Source organism: Vallicoccus soli, assembly GCF_003594885.1.
GTDB lineage: Bacteria > Actinomycetota > Actinomycetes > Motilibacterales > Motilibacteraceae > Vallicoccus > Vallicoccus soli.
Genome location: NZ_QZEZ01000006.1, coordinates 140,160 through 155,111 on the forward strand (window position 1 = coordinate 140,160; position 14,952 = coordinate 155,111).

The 14,952-nt window shown below is 76.3% G+C and carries 17 protein-coding genes; 7 read left to right on the plus strand and 10 right to left on the minus strand.

Annotated features, from left to right (window positions below; all coding sequences use genetic code 11):
• Positions 1-17: 17 nt before the first annotated feature.
• The 4 genes from D5H78_RS13400 to D5H78_RS13415 all read left to right on the plus strand — a co-directional run bounded on the left by D5H78_RS13400 (position 18) and on the right by D5H78_RS13415 (position 4,165).
• Positions 18-1,316, plus strand: a complete 1,299-nt coding sequence (locus tag D5H78_RS13400) for an ABC transporter substrate-binding protein (protein ID WP_218566591.1) — start codon at positions 18-20, stop codon at positions 1,314-1,316.
• Positions 1,313-2,221, plus strand: a complete 909-nt coding sequence (locus D5H78_RS13405) for a carbohydrate ABC transporter permease (RefSeq protein WP_218566592.1) — start codon at positions 1,313-1,315, stop codon at positions 2,219-2,221. Before D5H78_RS13400 ends, D5H78_RS13405 begins: the two co-directional genes overlap by 4 nt.
• Positions 2,221-3,033, plus strand: a complete 813-nt coding sequence (locus D5H78_RS13410) for a carbohydrate ABC transporter permease (protein WP_119950990.1) — start codon at positions 2,221-2,223, stop codon at positions 3,031-3,033. Before D5H78_RS13405 ends, D5H78_RS13410 begins: the two co-directional genes overlap by 1 nt.
• 118 nt (positions 3,034-3,151) lie before the next feature.
• The gene (locus tag D5H78_RS13415) at positions 3,152-4,165 is read left to right on the plus strand and encodes a sigma-70 family RNA polymerase sigma factor (protein WP_119950991.1); all 1,014 of its coding nucleotides are present in this window, start codon (positions 3,152-3,154) and stop codon (positions 4,163-4,165) included.
• A 732-nt stretch (positions 4,166-4,897) separates the two neighbouring features.
• On the opposite strand, the gene D5H78_RS13420 is transcribed toward D5H78_RS13415, so the two are convergent.
• The 6 genes from D5H78_RS13420 to D5H78_RS13445 all read right to left on the minus strand — a co-directional run bounded on the left by D5H78_RS13420 (position 4,898) and on the right by D5H78_RS13445 (position 10,080).
• Entirely contained in the window at positions 4,898-5,818 is a 921-nt protein-coding gene (locus D5H78_RS13420) for a sulfotransferase domain-containing protein (protein WP_119950992.1), read from the minus strand.
• The gene (locus tag D5H78_RS13425) at positions 5,815-6,483 is read right to left on the minus strand and encodes an HAD-IA family hydrolase (protein ID WP_218566593.1); all 669 of its coding nucleotides are present in this window, start codon (positions 6,481-6,483) and stop codon (positions 5,815-5,817) included. The genes D5H78_RS13420 and D5H78_RS13425 overlap by 4 nt, the downstream gene beginning before the upstream one ends.
• A 74-nt stretch (positions 6,484-6,557) precedes the next feature.
• The gene (locus D5H78_RS13430) at positions 6,558-7,841 is read right to left on the minus strand and encodes a glycoside hydrolase family 6 protein (protein ID WP_218566594.1); all 1,284 of its coding nucleotides are present in this window, start codon (positions 7,839-7,841) and stop codon (positions 6,558-6,560) included.
• A gap of 204 nt (positions 7,842-8,045) precedes the next feature.
• The gene (locus tag D5H78_RS13435; protein WP_119950993.1) at positions 8,046-8,891 is read right to left on the minus strand and encodes a spermidine synthase; all 846 of its coding nucleotides are present in this window, start codon (positions 8,889-8,891) and stop codon (positions 8,046-8,048) included.
• A gap of 5 nt (positions 8,892-8,896) precedes the next feature.
• Positions 8,897-9,472 (minus strand): TIGR03086 family metal-binding protein, encoded by a 576-nt coding sequence (locus tag D5H78_RS13440; RefSeq protein WP_119950994.1) that lies wholly within the window; start codon positions 9,470-9,472, stop codon positions 8,897-8,899.
• A 35-nt stretch (positions 9,473-9,507) separates the two neighbouring features.
• A complete protein-coding gene (locus D5H78_RS13445; protein ID WP_119950995.1) occupies positions 9,508-10,080 on the minus strand; it encodes a YbaK/EbsC family protein in 573 nt (190 codons plus the stop codon).
• Positions 10,081-10,269: 189 nt separating this feature from the next.
• Here D5H78_RS13445 and D5H78_RS13450 point away from each other — a divergent pair, with 189 nt between their 5' ends.
• Positions 10,270-10,881 (plus strand): biotin transporter BioY, encoded by a 612-nt coding sequence (locus D5H78_RS13450; RefSeq protein WP_119950996.1) that lies wholly within the window; start codon positions 10,270-10,272, stop codon positions 10,879-10,881.
• Here D5H78_RS13450 and D5H78_RS13455 read toward each other — a convergent pair.
• Complete coding sequence (locus D5H78_RS13455; protein WP_119950997.1) at positions 10,811-11,170, minus strand: WhiB family transcriptional regulator; 360 nt, start codon at positions 11,168-11,170, stop codon at positions 10,811-10,813. The two genes, D5H78_RS13450 and D5H78_RS13455, sit on opposite strands and share 71 nt — an antisense overlap.
• A gap of 85 nt (positions 11,171-11,255) precedes the next feature.
• Positions 11,256-11,522, minus strand: coding sequence for a hypothetical protein (locus tag D5H78_RS13460; protein WP_119950998.1), 267 nt, complete (start codon positions 11,520-11,522; stop codon positions 11,256-11,258).
• A 220-nt stretch (positions 11,523-11,742) separates the two neighbouring features.
• Here D5H78_RS13460 and D5H78_RS13465 point away from each other — a divergent pair, with 220 nt between their 5' ends.
• Positions 11,743-12,603, plus strand: coding sequence for an Fpg/Nei family DNA glycosylase (locus D5H78_RS13465; protein ID WP_119950999.1), 861 nt, complete (start codon positions 11,743-11,745; stop codon positions 12,601-12,603).
• A 21-nt stretch (positions 12,604-12,624) separates the two neighbouring features.
• Here the strand turns inward: D5H78_RS13465 and D5H78_RS13470 are convergent, their stop codons facing one another.
• Both D5H78_RS13470 and D5H78_RS13475 read right to left on the minus strand, forming a co-directional pair.
• Positions 12,625-12,834: a hypothetical protein gene (locus tag D5H78_RS13470; RefSeq protein ID WP_119951000.1), complete on the minus strand. Its 210-nt coding sequence runs from the start codon at positions 12,832-12,834 to the stop codon at positions 12,625-12,627.
• 32 nt (positions 12,835-12,866) lie between these two features.
• Positions 12,867-13,157, minus strand: a complete 291-nt coding sequence (locus tag D5H78_RS13475; protein WP_119951001.1) for an Rdx family protein — start codon at positions 13,155-13,157, stop codon at positions 12,867-12,869.
• A gap of 122 nt (positions 13,158-13,279) precedes the next feature.
• Between D5H78_RS13475 and D5H78_RS13480 the strand changes: the two genes are divergently transcribed.
• Positions 13,280-14,929 (plus strand): amidase, encoded by a 1,650-nt coding sequence (locus D5H78_RS13480; RefSeq protein WP_218566595.1) that lies wholly within the window; start codon positions 13,280-13,282, stop codon positions 14,927-14,929.
• The last annotated feature ends 23 nt before the right edge of the window (positions 14,930-14,952 follow it).

The window sequence follows — 14,952 nt, forward strand, 5'->3', positions numbered from 1 at the left end:
CGACGCAGGGAGTCGACATGAGCGACCGGCACACCCCCCTCACCCGCCGCCGGCTGATGCAGCTGGCCGGGACCGTCGGCGCGGGCTGGGCCGTCGCGTCCTGCGCCGGCCCGGGCAGCTCCGGCGGCGGCGCCGACGAGGCGCGCGACGAGCCGATCCCCACGGGCCCGGTGGAGGGCGAGGTCTCCTTCGCCCACTGGCGCGCCGAGGACCAGGCCGCGTTCGACCAGCTCATCGCCGCGTTCCGCCAGGAGACCGGCGTCACCGTGCGCCAGGACATCTCCCCGTCGAACGACTACCAGAGCACCGCGCTGCAGCGCGTGCGCGGCGGCGGCGTCGGCGACGTGCTCACGGCCTTCCGCGGGGCGCAGTTCAACGACATGGTCTCGGCCGGCGTGTACTCGGACCTGACCGACCAGGACGTCGTCGGGCAGTACGACAGCCAGCTCATCGAGGTCGGCCGGCAGGACGGCACCCAGTGGGGGCTGCCGTACCAGGTCGTCTTCAACATGCCGGTCGCCAACCTGGACCTGCTCGAGCGCGCCGGCGCCACCGGGGCGCCGCAGGACTGGCAGGGCTTCCTGGCGCTGTGCGAGGACCTGCAGGCGCTCGGCGTCGTGCCGATCGCGTGGCCCGCGGCCGCCCCCGGCGACGCGGGGCAGCTGCTCAACGCCATGGTCATGAACAACGCCCCGGCGGACGACATGTTCGTCCAGGTCGAGAGCGGCGACCTGAAGGTCACCGACGAGTGGTTCCTCACGACCCTGCGCCAGTACGAGCAGCTCCGCCCGTTCTTCCAGCCGCGCGCGACCGGCACCGCCGTCGAGCCGGCCCAGCAGCTCTTCGCGAGCGGGCAGGCCGCGATGCTCGCCACGGGGTCGTACCACATCGCGCCGGTCCGGGCGCTCGGCGCGCAGTTCCCGATGGACCTCGTCGCGCCCATCACGGTCCCGGCCGACCAGGCGAAGTACGAGGGCATCTACAACGCCACGTTCATCCTCGGCGTGAACACCGCCTCCGACGTGCGCCCCGCGGGCCTGGCGTGGGTGGAGTTCCTCAGCCGCCCGGAGAACGCCTCCGCGTACGCGAACGCGACCGCGCAGCACGTCACGGTGAGCGGGGCGACGTACGAGAACCAGGACCTCGAGCGGACCTCGCCCTGGCTGACCCGCGACACGCTCCTCGCGCCGCGCTTCCAGTTCGACGACCTCGACGTGCGGGCCGCGGTGGAGAACGCCGCCGTCGCCGTCGTGGGCGGCACGAGCCCGGAGCAGGCCGCCGAGGAGGCCCAGCGCGTCGTCGACCAGGCGCAGTGAGCCGGCTGCGCGCGCGGGGCCGGCGGCGGGCCTCCCGGATCCACCCGGCCCTCTACCTCTTCCCGCTGCCGGCGCTCGTCCTGTACGTCGTCTTCTTCGCCGTCCCCACGCTGCAGGCGGTGCAGTACTCCGTCACCGACTGGGACGGGTTCAGCCCGGACTTCGCGAACGTCGGCATCGCGAACTTCCGCGACGCGCTGACGGACGACGACCTCTTCCGGAACGCCGCGACGAACAACCTCAAGTTCATGCTCGTCGTGGTCGTGCTGCAGACGGCGTTCGCCCTGCTGCTCGCCCTGCTCCTGGCGCGCAACAGCCGCGGAGGGATCCTGCTGCGCGCGCTGTTCTTCTTCCCGACGATCCTGTCGTCGGTCTCCGTGGCGTTCATCTGGAAGTTCGTCTACGACCCGAACTTCGGCCTGGGCAACCGGTTCCTGGGGGCGGTGGGGCTCGACGGGCTGCAGTCGTCGTACCTCGGTGACGACGCGGCGGCGATCTACTGGGTGGCGCTGTCCCAGGTGTGGTTCCACGTGGGGCAGATGATGGTGCTGTTCATCGCCGGGCTGCAGGCGGTGCCCCGCGAGCTCTACGAGGCGTCCGCGATCGACGGGGCCGGGCGGTGGGCGCAGTTCCGCCACATCACCTGGCCGATGATCGCCCCCGCGACGACCATCGTCGTGGCGTACACGACCATCCAGTCGTTCCGGGCCTTCGACCTCATCCTCGGCCTCGGCGGCAACCCGCCGAGACCCAGCCTCGACATCCTGTCGACCCGCATCTACGCGACCTTCGTCAACTCCGAGTACGGCTACGCGGCGGCCGAGTCCCTGCTGTTCATGCTGCTCATCGCGGCGATCACGGTGGCCCAGCGACAGCTGCTGGGCCTGACGAGGGGGTCTGTCTGATGCGCTACCAGCTCGGGCGCCGCGCGGTCCTCGCGGTCTGGGCCGCCCTCATCGTCGTGCCGCTCACCGTCGTCGTCTTCGGCACCTTCAAGACGACCGCCGAGCTCTTCGAGTCGCCGTTCTCCCCGCCCGGGTCGCTGACGCTCGGCAACTACCGCGCGGTCCTCGACGGGGCGCTCGGCACCGCGTTCGTCAACAGCGTCCTGGTCACCCTGGCCTCGGTGGCCCTGACCCTGCTGCTCGCGAGCCTCGCCGCGTACGCCTGCGCGCGCATCCCCGGCTGGGTGGGCTGGGTGGTCTTCGGGTTCCTCGTGCTCGGCATGTCGGTGCCGGCGCAGGCGAACATGGTCCCCCAGTACGTCCTCTTCGACAGCCTCGGCCTGCTCGACAGCCGGCTCGGGCTCGTGCTCATCAACGTCGTCGTGACGCTGCCCGTCGCGGTGTTCATCCTCGGCGGCTTCATGCGCACCCTGCCGCGCGACCTCTACGAGGCGAGCGCCATCGACGGGGCCGGGCCGTGGCGGACGTACCGCTCCATCGTCATGCCGCTGGCCATGCCGTCGGTGGCGGCGACGGCGATCTTCCTCTTCGTCATCCACTGGAACGAGCTGCTCTACCCGCTGCTGTTCATCTCCTCGCCGGAGAAGCGGACGATCCCGCTGGCCCTGCTGAGCTTCCAGGGGGAGTACCTCACCGACTACCCGTTGCTCTTCTCCGGCGTCGTCGTCGCCTCGGCCCCGATCGTCCTGGTGTACGTCCTGCTGCAGCGCCACTTCGTCGCCGGCATGACCGCGGGCGCGGTCAAGGGCTGAGCCCTCCGCCCCCCCGGCTGGCAGGCCCCCGGGGGCCACCGGTCGCGGACCGCTGGAAACCTGTCGGCGCGCTGTGGTGTGGTGGAGCCCACACACCAGCACGCACCAGGGAGCCGGCATGACGGTCGTCGCGACGGGGCGGTCCACGGACCTCGACCCGCGCCTGCTCGAGCACCGCACCGAGCTGCGGGGGTACTGCTACCGCATGCTCGGGTCGGCGCACGACGCCGAGGACGCGGTGCAGGAGACGATGATCCGCGCCTGGAAGGGCCTCGACCGCTTCGAGGGCCGCTCCTCGCTGCGCTCCTGGCTCTACCGCATCGCGACGAACGTCTGCCTCACCATGCTCGAGGGCCGGGGCCGGCGCGCGCTGCCGATGGACCTCGAGGCCGGGCCCTTCCCGCCGGTCGCCGAGTCGCTCGGCAGCCCGGTCGCCGCCGGCACCTGGGTCGAGCCGGCCGCCGACAGCGCCGTGCTGCCCGCCGTCGCCGACCCCGCCGACCTCGTCGTCGAGCGCGAGTCGATCCGCCTGGCCTTCGTCGTCGCCCTGCAGCACCTGCCCCCGCGCCAGCGGGCCGTGCTCATCCTGCGCGAGGTGCTGCGCTGGTCCGCCGAGGAGGTCGCCGACCTGCTCGACACCACGACCGCCTCGGTCAACAGCGCGCTGCAGCGCGCCCGGGCGTCCATGGCCCGCAAGCCCGTGCCCCAGCAGCGCACCGAGCCCTCCCGCGAGGAGCACAAGGAGCTGCTCGCCCGCTACGTCGAGGCCTTCGAGCGCTACGACATCGAGGCCCTCGTCAAGCTGCTGCACGAGGACGCCACGCAGGACATGCCGCCCTACCGCCTCTGGATCCGCGGCCGCGCCGACATCGCGACCTGGATGCTGGGCCCGGGCGCCGCCTGCCGCGACTCGCGGGTGCTCCCCGTGCAGGTCAACGGCACCGTCGGCTTCGTGCAGTGGAAGCGCGCGAAGGACGGCGACGGCTACGACGCCTGGGCCCTGCACGTCCTCGAGGTCGTCGGCGACAAGGTCGCCAGCGTGACCTCCTTCCTCGAGACCGACCTCTTCGCCCAGTTCGGCGTCCCCCTGCACCTCGACGCGGACCAGGAGATCGAGGTCGCCGCGGGCTGAGCGGGCGCGGGCTGAGCGGGCGCGGGCTGAGCGGGCGCGGGTGTCCGATTCGCGCACACGACGGGAGCACCCGTCGGCGTGGCCGGGCTTTGGCGCTCGCGCATGTCCGCTTTGCGCACCCGACGGGGTCCCGGGGAGCGGCGTGTCGAGCCCCTCCGGTAGCGACACGCCGCGCTCTGCGTGCGCGAACCGGGACATACCTACCGACGCCCCGCGCGCCCGCTGCACCAGCTCGTGCCACCGCCGCTCGTCGCCGGCCGGTGCCGTGATGCTGTTCCGGCGGACGCCCCGCAGCGGCGGCGCGTCCCCGTGTCCGGTTCGCGCACACGACGGGTCCTGGTGGAGCGGCGTGTCGAGCCCGACCGGCGGGGACACGCCGCCCTCTGAGTGCGCCGACCGGACACCGGGGCGGTGCCCGTCCGCGGAGCTGCCCCCGGGGGCAGCCGCAGGTACCCGGCGCGGCACCGCGTGGACCCGCTGCCCGGGCGCGCGGCGCCCGCGCCGAACCCCGAGCGCGCCTCCGGGTGTCCGATCCGCGCACACGACGGGTCCGGGGAAGGGCGCGTGCGAGCCCCTCCGGCAGCGACACGCCGTCCTTCGTGTGCGCGAACCCTACACACGGGGCACGCCGGGCCCCGCCGCGCCTTGGCGTCCGCCCGGCGAGCTGCCCGTGCGGCGTCCCGCCTCCGACGAGCCGGCGCACCACCCCGGCGTCGAGCCCCGGGACCTCCGTCAGGCGCCCGGGCCGCGCGGCGGTGCGCCGAGCCCGTCGTCCCGGTGCAGCCACGCGAGCAGGTCCGCGGGGGCGAGCCCCGCGGCGCGCTCGCGGTAGCGCCGCACCCCCTCGGGGCCCAGCACCTCGCGCCCCGTGCCGGAGCGCCCCGAGCGGAAGAAGGCCGCGGGGTCGCGGAACACGCCCGGGGGTGCGGGCGCGAGGCGGTCCGCCCGGGCGCGCATCGTCTCCAGCCCCAGCCCGGCCAGCAGCGGGCCCCAGGCGGTCTCCGGTACGCGCACACCGAGGCGGGTGGCGAGCCGACGGGCCTCGCCGGGCAGGTCGTGGAGCAGGTCGTCGTAGTGCACGAGCACGACCTGCGACGAGGACCGCCGGGCCCACGCGTCGGCGAGGTGGTGCAGCACGCCGGGCAGCCCGTCGAGGTCGGTGCGCGGGTCGGTGTCGCGCTCCACCCACCTGCGCAGCCAGGCCTCGAGGTCCGGGCGGGGCCGCGACGGCACCGGCGGCCGTACGGGCGCCCCGGTGAGCTCCGCGAGCCGCTCCCGGTCGAGGTTCGCGCCCTGGTGGTGCAGCGAGACCGCGGCGTCGAGCGGGTCGCGGGCGACGACGACGTACGTGGTGCCGGGGTGCAGCGGGAGCCCGTCCAGGGGGGTGTGCGTCTTGAGCACCCGCCGGTGCGGCTGCGCGGCGAGCCGCCGGGCGAGGGCGTCGGTCGGCTCGACCGTCCAGTCGACCCACGGGGAGAGCTCGGCCAGCGGGGCGGGCAGGTCGGGCCCGTGCACCAGCGACAGGCAGAGCGCCTGCACCCAGGTCGTGCCGTGCTTGGAGCGGGTGCTGACGACGACGTCGCCGTCCCGCGGCGGCACCGCCGCCCAGCGCGCGCTGTCCTCGTCGGGCGAGACGTACCGGACGGGGGTCACGCCGGCTCCCCGAGCGGCGCGGCGAGCAGGTCCGCGAGCTCGCCGAGGTCGCGGAGCGAGGCGCCGGGCCGCGGCACGTCGCCCGCGAGCCCCTTGAGCGCGGCGACGCGCATCCCCGCCGCCCGCCCGGCGGCCAGTCCGGGGGCGCTGTCCTCCACGACGAGGCAGCGTCCCGGGGCGACGCCCAGCCGGCGGGCGGCGAGCAGGAAGCCCTCGGGGTCCGGCTTGCCGCGCTCCACGTCCTCGACGGTGACCAGCAGCGGCGGGTCGACGGCGCCCGCGCCCAGCCGGGCCGCGGCCAGCGGGCGGTCGGCGCTGGTCACCACCGCCCAAGGGAGCCCGCGGCGCTCGAGGGCGGCGACGAGGGCCCCGGACCCCGGGGTGGCGACCACGTCGGAGAGGTCGTCGTACTGCAGAGCGAGCTGGCGCGCGGCGGCGGTCCGCACGGCCGCGTCGTCGAGGTCGGGCAGGAGGCGGCGGACCGTGAGGTCGGCGGGGCTGCCGTGCGCGTGCTCCAGCGCGGCCGAGGGCGCGACCCCGTGCTCCAGGGCCCAGGTCGCCCAGGCCCGCTCCACCGCCGCGTCCGAGTCCACGAGCGTGCCGTCCATGTCGAGCAGCACGGCGCCGAGGTCGGCGAGGGCTGCGGGCTGCTCCGGCGCGTCCACCCGCCGGACGCTAGTGCACCGCGGCCGGCCGTCGCTCGGGGCGACGGCCGGCCGCGGTGGCTCGGAGGGGGCGCTCAGCCCTGGTCGCCGCGCAGGCTGGGCACGGCGAGGCGGACCAGCTCCACGGCCTGGCGGCGGAACCACTGCCCGGCCGCCGGGTCGACCTGGCGCCACACCGGGTCGACGACGTCGTTGCCGGTGCCGGTGCCGCGGCTGCACTGCCCGTCGGACTCGCCCGGCACCTTGATCCACACGTACGCGTCGACGAGCGGGTCGCCGGTGCGGGTCGTCGGGCGCAGGCCGACGCCGCGGCCGGGCGGGTTGCACCAGTCCTGCGGGTCCGGGAAGGCGCCGGCCGGCGGCGTCCACGGGCCCTGGCCGTTGCGGCTCGTGTCGACGATGAAGTGCGCCATCTGCCGCGGGCGCATGCTCAGGCCCGCGGCCTCGTAGGCGGCCTCGTACGCGGCGTCGGTGCGGTCCCACGTGCTGACGTCGCTGGGGTCGGCCGGGTAGTACTGGCTGGCGCAGGTGCGGGGGTCCACGTCGCGGCGCTCGACGAGGTAGGCGCACTGCGAGATCCAGCGGCCGTACCGGACGAGGCGGTCCGTCCAGCGGTAGTTCGACGCGTTGACGAAGAAGCCGTCCGCCCGCTCGACACCGGCCTTCACGAGCCGGTCGGTGATCTCGCCGACGCCGAGCCAGCCGTCGTGCGTGCCGTCGAGGTAGACCTTCGTGCGGGGCAGCGCCGTGAGCTGGTCGACGGCGTGGTTGAGCATCCGGAACCGCTCGGCCGCCGCGGTCTGCGCGTCGGCCTCGGCCGGCTGGCACCAGTCCTGCTGCCCGTCGAGCGTCGTGTACCAGGGGATGATGCCGAGGCCGTCGGGCTCGACGGCGACGACCGCCTCGCGCCCGCCGATGCCGCGGGCGACCGCGTCCACCCAGGCCTCGTACTCCTCGACGCTCGTCGCGCCGCCCGCGGAGTACTGCGCGCAGTCCCGGAACGGGATGTTGTAGAGCACGAGCACCGGCACGGCCCGCTGGGCCGCGGCGTCGCGCATGGTGCGCTGCACGGAGCGCTGGACCTCGCGCGGGGTGCCGTCCTCGACCCAGACGGCGGTGGGGGTGTCGAGCACCTTCTGGATGAGGTTGGCCTCGGTACGGCGCCCGTCGGCGCGCAGGTCGGCGACCTGCTCGACCGCGTCGGGGTTGGGCTCGGGCACGTAGAAGCGCGTGCCGGCGGGCGCGGCCGGGGCGGGCGCGGCCGTGGCGGGCGCGGCGCCGACGAGCGTGGCGGCCGCGAGCGTCGCGGTGAGACCGCCGAGCAGTCGGCGCACGGCGGACCGGGGAGTGGTGGTCACGGAGGGCTCCGGAGGGAGGGCGGGAGGTGAGCACCGGGAGGTGCCCAGCGATGGTGAGCCGCGTCACCCGGGCTGCGCAAGGGTTTCCGGGAGATTTCTTGGGAGCGGTTCCAGAAGGGCTCGGAGTGTGGTCTCGCGCGGGGCTCCGCGAGCGCTGGGCACGGTTCCACGTGGAACCTCTCCGACTCGGTCACGAGCGGGTCGTCACCAGGGCGACGGCGGTTCCGGGCTGTCCTCGGCCTCGGCGTCCGTCACCGGCAGCGCGCCCGCCGCGAACGCCTCGAGGTCGGGGCCGTCGACCACCCGCGCGGCGACCGGGTCCGACGCGCAGCGCCGCGTGAGCTCGGCGACCGGCAGGGGGCGGCGGGATGCGAGCAGTACGAGGTTGCCGAACCGCCGGCCGCGCAGCACCGCCGGCTCGGCGACGAGGCAGACCCGCGGCAGCACGGCCGCGACCGTGGCGACCTGAGCGCGCGCGAAGCGCAGCGGCGGGCCGTCGCCGACGTTGACCGCCAGCACGCCGTCGTCGGCGAGCGCGCGCGCGGCGGTGCGCACCGCCTCGACGCTCGTGAGGCGGGCGGGGGTGCGGGCCCCGGCGAAGACGTCCGACACCACGAGGTCGGCGAGCCCCGGGTCCAGCCGCGCGAGGGCGTCCCGCGCGTCCCCGACGCGGACCTTGATCCGCCAGTCGCGCGGCCAGGGGAGGGCGCGGCGCACGAGCTGCACCAGCGCGGCGTCGACCTCCACCACCTGCTGGCGCGACCCCGGACGGGTCGCTGCGACGTACCGGGGGAGCGTCAGCCCGCCGCCGCCGAGGTGCACGGCGCGCACCGCCTCGCCCGGCGGGCGCAGCAGGTCCACGGCGTGGCCGATGCGGCGGACGTACTCGTAGGAGAGGTTGGTGGGGTCGCGCAGGTCCACGTGCGACTGGGGCGTGCCGTCGACGAGCAGCGTCCACGCCCCCGGCACGTCCTCCTCCAGGCGCGCCGTCCCGCCGTCGACCGGGTGGGCGCCGGACGGGTCGTCGCGCTCCGGGCCTCGGCGCCCCACCTGTGCTAGGGCCGGCGCCCGAGCAGGGCGAGCAACTGGTCCTGCGGATCGTCCGACGCGGGCTCCTGGCGCTCGCCGAAGAGCCCGCTCCCGCTGACCATCGCCTCGTTGTCCTGCGCCCAGCGCAGCGCGTGCCGCACCAGGCGCGGCTCGAGGCGCTCGTCGAGCCCGGCGCCGCGGGCGAGGTCCCACCCGTGCACCGTGAGGTCGAGGAGCATCTGGTCGGCGTACTCCCGCGCGGGGGCGTCCCCCGACGACAGGTGGACGGTGCTGTCCAGGTCGGCGGCGGACCACGCGGCGGCCGACCCCTCCTCGGCGCGGTCCCAGGCCCGCGCGGGGTCGTCGCCGAGCAGGTCGCCGTCGAAGCGGTCCCCGGCCTCCTCGACCGTGCCGCCCTCGAGCAGGTACGGCGCCCACAGGTGCTCGGACACGAGGTGGCCGACGAGGTCGCGCACGCTCCAGCCCTCGCACGGCGTCGGGGCGTCCCAGCGGTCGGCGGGCACGTGCGCCACCCGGTCCGTGAAGGCCTGCAGCCCGAGGAGCACGAGCTCGTGCCGGTCGGTGGTGCGCGGGTTCTCCATGCCCGCACCCTGCCCCGGAGCGGCCGTCCTCACGCTCACGCCCCGGCGGGGCGCCCGAGCCCGTCGAGCACCTCGGCGCCGGGCAGCGCCGCCACCAGCCGGCCGTCGAGCACGAGCTTGGAGCGGCGCAGCCCGCTGCCCACGACGACCGGCCCGGCGGCCGCCACCGCGCCGTCGACGAGCACCGGCCAGCCCGCGGGCAGGCCGACCGGCGTGATGCCGCCGTGCTCCATGCCCGAGCGCCCGACCGCGTCGTCCATCGGCGCGAAGGACGCGCGGCGCGCGTCGAGCCGCCGGCGCACGGCGCCGTTGACGTCGGCGCGGGTCGTGGCCAGGACGACGCAGGCGGCGAGCGTGGTGCGGTCCCCGCGGCGGCCGGCCACGACCACGCAGTTCGCCGACTCCTCCGGCCGCACGTCGTAGGCCGCGCAGAAGTCGGCGGTGTCCGCGAGCCCCGGGTCGATCTCGGCGACGAGCACCTGCGCGGCGAGCGCCGGGTCGGCGCGCAGCGCGGCGGCGACGGGCGGGGCCAGCAGGTCGGGGCGCTCGAGCGCGGGCGCGGTCGCCAGGCGGCTCTCGGGCAGCGGCGCGGTGCTCACGGCGCCCATGCTCCCAGCGGCCCCCGCACCCGGGGTCGCGGGACCGGGGTCGAGGGGCCGGCGCCCTGTGGGGGCCCGACAACGGCGGCAGGAGGACCTTGTGCCGGCGCCCGTGCGGGTGCCGGGTCCGCGGTGCGGCAGGCTGAGGCCCGCACCAGCCCCGGCTGGACCAGCACCCCGTACCGGAAGGCCACACCGATGACCACACCCTCCTGGGCGCCGCTGCCCGCGCGCCGCGCCGTGCTCGCCGACGTGCTCACCGCCCGCCTCGGGGCCAGCCCGCTGGCGCGCGACGCCGCGCTCGTCGCCGCCGCGGCCGGCCTCACCGGCCTGGCCGCGCAGGTGGCGATCCCGCTGCCGTTCACGCCGGTGCCGCTGACGATGCAGACCTTCGCCGTGCTCGTCACCGCGGCGGCGCTGGGCTGGGCCCGCGGCCTGGCGTCGATGGCGCTCTACGCGCTGCTCGGCATGGCCGGCGTGCCGTGGTTCGCCGAGGGCGCCTCCGGCGTCGGGGGCCCGACCTTCGGCTACGTCGTCGGCTTCGTGCTCGCCGCCGGCGTCGTCGGCGCGGTCGCCCGCCGCGGCGCGACCCGCACCGCCGCCGGCACGGCGCTCGCCATGGTGGCGGGGACCCTCGCGGTCTACGCCGTCGGCGTGCCCTGGCTCGCGGCGACGACGCCGCTCGACCTGGCCGGTGCCGCGTACGACGGTGCGGTGGTCTTCCTCGCCGGCGACGCGGTCAAGGCGCTGGCCGCGGCCGGGCTGCTGCCGGCCGCCTGGGCGCTCGTGGAGCGCGCGCACCGGCGCTGACCGCCCGGGCGGTGCCCTCGGGGCGGGTCGCCCGGCGCAGGTCGACCTCGCTCATCCCGCCCCAGACGCCGTACGGCTCCTGCACCCCCAGCGCGTGGCGCAGGCAGGCAGCGGCGACGGGGCACCGCCCGCAGTACGCGTGCGCAGCCGCCTCCCGCCGGAGGCGGCTGTGCCCGCGCTCGTCGTCGGCGGCGAAGAACAGGGACGGGTCGGCGTCGCGGCACGCGGCGTCGCGCTGCCAGTCCCAGGCGTGCAGCAGCGCGCCCGGCAGGTCCTCCGGCGGTACCACGGCCCCGACCTCCTCGCACGCTCCGCGGGACGGGGTCGATGCTGCAGGGGTCAGCGGCGCCGGGGGAAGGCCCGGACGGGGGACGTCACGCGGTGTTCACGCCCGCGACCCCCGGGCGCCGCGCGGCCAGGCCCGCGACGAGCGCGTCGACGAGGGCGGGGACGTCGGCCGCCGCGAGGCGGAAGGTGGCGGTGCAGCGCTCGCCGCGCCAGACGCTGAGCACCACGAGGTCGTCCTCGTCGTGCCAGGAGACGCGCAGCGCCCGGTCGCCGCCGCGCTGGTCGAGCAGGACGGTCCCGCGCCGCGGCGCGGGCCGCAGCGGCAGCACCTCGGCGTCGGACCGCTCCGTCATGGCCCGACGGTACGCGCGCCGGGCTCGTCGGGGAAGGGCGCCGGACGGGAGGGCCCGGACGTGCGACCGGCGCCGGTCCTGGGCCCCTCCTCCCGGGACCGGCGCCGGGGCCGGTGGCGACGCGGCCGGGCTCCCCCCTCCGGGGCCCGGCCGCGCTCGCACCCCTCCTGTCGGCGGCGGCCCTGGGCACCTGAGGGGTTCGTCGGCGAGACTTGGCGGCGTGCCGGAGCTGCCCGAGGTCGAGGCCCTCGTCGACGTGCTCGCCGAGCGCGCCGTCGGCCGGGTCGTCGCCCGCGTCGACGTCGCCGCGATCAACGTCCTCAAGACGTACGACCCGCCGCCCACCTCGCTCGGCGGCCTGGAGGTCACCGGCGTCACGCGGCGGGGGAAGTTCCTCGCGCTCGACGTCTCCGGCCTCTGGCTCGTCGTGCACCTCTCGCGCGCCGGCTGGCTGCAGTGGAAGGACGCGCTGCCGGCGACGCCGCCGCGACCGGGCAAGGGACCGCTGGCGCTGCGCCTGCACCTCGACGACGGCTCGGGCTTCGACCTCACCGAGGCCGGGACGCAGAAGCGGCTCGCGGTCTACGTCGTGCGGGGGCTGGAGGAGGTGCCGGGGATCGCCCGCCTCGGCATCGACCCGCTGTCGGAGGGCTTCACCGTCGACGCGCTCGCCGGGCTGCTCGCCGGGGCGCGCCAGCAGGTCAAGGGCGTGCTGCGGGACCAGGCGGTCATCGCCGGGATCGGGAACGCGTACAGCGACGAGGTGCTGCACGTCGCGCGGCTCTCGCCGTACAAGCTCGCCGCCTCGCTCAACACCGAGGACGTCCGCACGCTGCACGCCGCGATCGTGGACACGCTCGCCGACGCGGTGCGCCGCTCGCGCGGCCTGGCCACCGGCAGGCTCAAGGCGGAGAAGAAGGTCGGGATGCGGGTCCACGGGCGCGCGGGCGAGCCCTGCCCGGTGTGCGGCGACACCGTGCGGGAGGTGTCCTTCGCCGACCGGTCGCTGCAGTACTGCCCGACCTGCCAGACCGGGGGGCAGGTCCTCGCCGACCGGCGGCTGTCCCGGCTGCTGAAGTAGGCCGTCCGGCCGCGGCGCGGCTCAGCGGCCGGCGGGCCCGTCCTCGCGCGACAGGGCGTCCGCGACCGGGTCCTCGCCCGGGCCGCTGCTGCTGCCGGCGGCGGGCGCGACCCCGGCGGCGCCCGCCGCCAGCGCGGCGGCCTCGTCGCGGCAGACGGGGCACGGCCCGGCCTGCTCCGGCGGGAAGAGGGCGCCGCAGCGCGGGCAGGCCTGGGCGGGGGCTTCGGGCACGCCCCGACGGTACGGCGGGCCGGGCCGCCGGCTCAGCCCCGGGGCCGGTCCGCGTGGCCCAGGTCGCGCTCGGGGGCGACCCGGTCGCGGACCCGCCGCTTGAGCTCGACGACGTCCGGGAAGCCGCCGTCCGCCCGGCGGTCCCAGACCGGGGCGCCGCCGGCCTCGACGCGGAACACCCCGCCGGTGCCGGGCACGAGCGCCACCTCGCCGAGCTCGGTGGTGAAGGTCTGCAGCAGCTCCTGGGCGTACCAGGCCGCGCGCAGCAGCCAGCCGCACTGGGTGCAGTACGTGATCGCGACCCGCCGCTCCTCGTCCGCCACGCCCCCATCCTGCCCTCGCCCCGGTCCGCGACGGCGTCACGTCCCCGCAACGAGGAAGGGTGCCTGCGGAAACGAGGCCTCCCTAGCGTCCGGTCCGCCCCTCTCGGACCGGAAGGACCCCCGTGACCCGTACGACCCCCGCGCGCACCCGCCGCGCCGCCGTCGCGCTCGCCGCCGCCGCGGCCCTCACCGCGGCGCCCGCGCTGCACGGCTCCACCGCCAGCGCGGCCCCCGCCGCGTCCTCGGCGGCCGCCCTCCTCGACGACCGCACCGTCGCCCGCGACGTCGTGACGATGGGCGTGGAGGAGCTCGGCGAGCTCCTCGCGGAGCGCCGCGTGACGAGCGTGCAGCTCGTGCGCGCGTACCTCGACCGCATCGAGGCCTACGAGGAGGCGTACGCCGACCAGCCCGGCGTGAACGCGGTCATCGCCGTGAACCGGCGGGCGGTCGCGCAGGCCCGGCTGCTCGACGCCGAGCGCCGCGCGGGTGAGGTCCGCGGCCCGCTGCACGGCATCCCGATCCTCGTCAAGGACAACTACGACACCGGCGACATGCCGACGACGAACGCCTCCGAGGCCCTCGAGGGCACCCGGCCGCCCGACGACGCGACCCAGGTCGCGCTGCTGCGCGCGGCCGGCGCCATCGTCGTGGCCAAGACCAACCTGCACGAGTACGCGGCCGGCATCACGACGATCAGCTCCCTCGGCGGGCAGACCCGGAACCCGTACGACCAGACCCGCAACCCCGGCGGCTCCAGCGGCGGGACGGGCGCGGGCGTGGCCGCGAGCTTCGCGGCGATCGGGATGGGCTCGGACACCTGCGGCTCGATCCGCATCCCGGCCGCTCAGAACAGCCTGGTCGGCCTGCGCCCGACGCTCGGGCTGTCGAGCCGCGACGGGATCATGCCGATGTCGGCCACGCAGGACGTCGGCGGCCCGATCGGGAGGTCCGTCACCGACGTCGCGCTCGTCATGGACGCCACGGCGGGCTACGACCCGAAGGACCCGGTGACCGCGGCGTCGGTGGGCCTGGTGCCGGAGACGTACACGGCCTCGCTCGACGAGGACGCGCTCGAGGGCAAGCGGATCGGCCTGGTCACCGACCTGCTGGGGTCCTCGGCGGCCGAGCGCCCGACGACGCGCCTGGTCCAGCGGGCCGCGCAGGACATGCGCGAGCTGGGTGCGCGGGTCGTGCGGCTGCCGGCGCAGCCGGAGGTCGTCGCCTCGCTGGGCGCGTCGGGGGTCATCGCGGAGGAGATGGAGCGCGACCTCGACCGCTACCTGGCCCAGCCCGGCATCCGCTTCCCGAAGGGGCTCGCGGCGCTCGAGGCCCCGCGGGACGCGGTGACGGTGGCCGACATCGCCGCCTCGGGCGAGGTCGCGCCGAGCGTGCTGCCGTTCATCACCTCGCTCGTGGGCACCAAGGCGCCCGACGACGCGTACACGCAGAAGCTGCTCACCCGCGCCGAGCTGCAGCACCAGGTCCGCGAGCTCATGGACGCGCACGACCTCGACGCGCTCGTCTACCCGACGATCAAGCAGCCGGCGGTGCCCGTCGGGGAGAGCCAGCCCGGCTCGAACTGCGCGATGTCGGCGCAGACCGGCTTCCCGTCGCTGAGCGTGCCCGCGGGCTACACCGCCGAGGGCCTGCCGGTCGGCGTCGAGCTGCTCGGCCTGCCCTTCAGCGAGCCCCAGCTGCTGGCCATGGGCTACGCGTACGAGCAGGCCACGCAGCACCGGGTGCCCCCGACCTCCGTCCCGCCGCTCGGCTGACCCGGGGACCCGCGCACCCCGGC

Bases quoted from the DNA above. Each gene is read 5' to 3' on its own strand.
- D5H78_RS13410 (WP_119950990.1), top strand. From the start codon at position 2,221: ATGCGCTACCAGCTCGGGCGCCGCGCGGTCCTCGCGGTCTGGGCCGCC.
- D5H78_RS13445 (WP_119950995.1), bottom strand. From the start codon at position 10,080: ATGGGCGCCGTGAGCACCGCGCCGCTGCCCGAGAGCCGCCTGGCGACC.
- D5H78_RS13400 (WP_218566591.1), top strand. From the start codon at position 18: ATGAGCGACCGGCACACCCCCCTCACCCGCCGCCGGCTGATGCAGCTG.
- D5H78_RS13415 (WP_119950991.1), top strand. From the start codon at position 3,152: ATGACGGTCGTCGCGACGGGGCGGTCCACGGACCTCGACCCGCGCCTG.
- D5H78_RS13460 (WP_119950998.1), bottom strand. From the start codon at position 11,522: ATGACGGAGCGGTCCGACGCCGAGGTGCTGCCGCTGCGGCCCGCGCCG.
- D5H78_RS13450 (WP_119950996.1), top strand. From the start codon at position 10,270: ATGACCACACCCTCCTGGGCGCCGCTGCCCGCGCGCCGCGCCGTGCTC.
- D5H78_RS13440 (WP_119950994.1), bottom strand. From the start codon at position 9,472: ATGGAGAACCCGCGCACCACCGACCGGCACGAGCTCGTGCTCCTCGGG.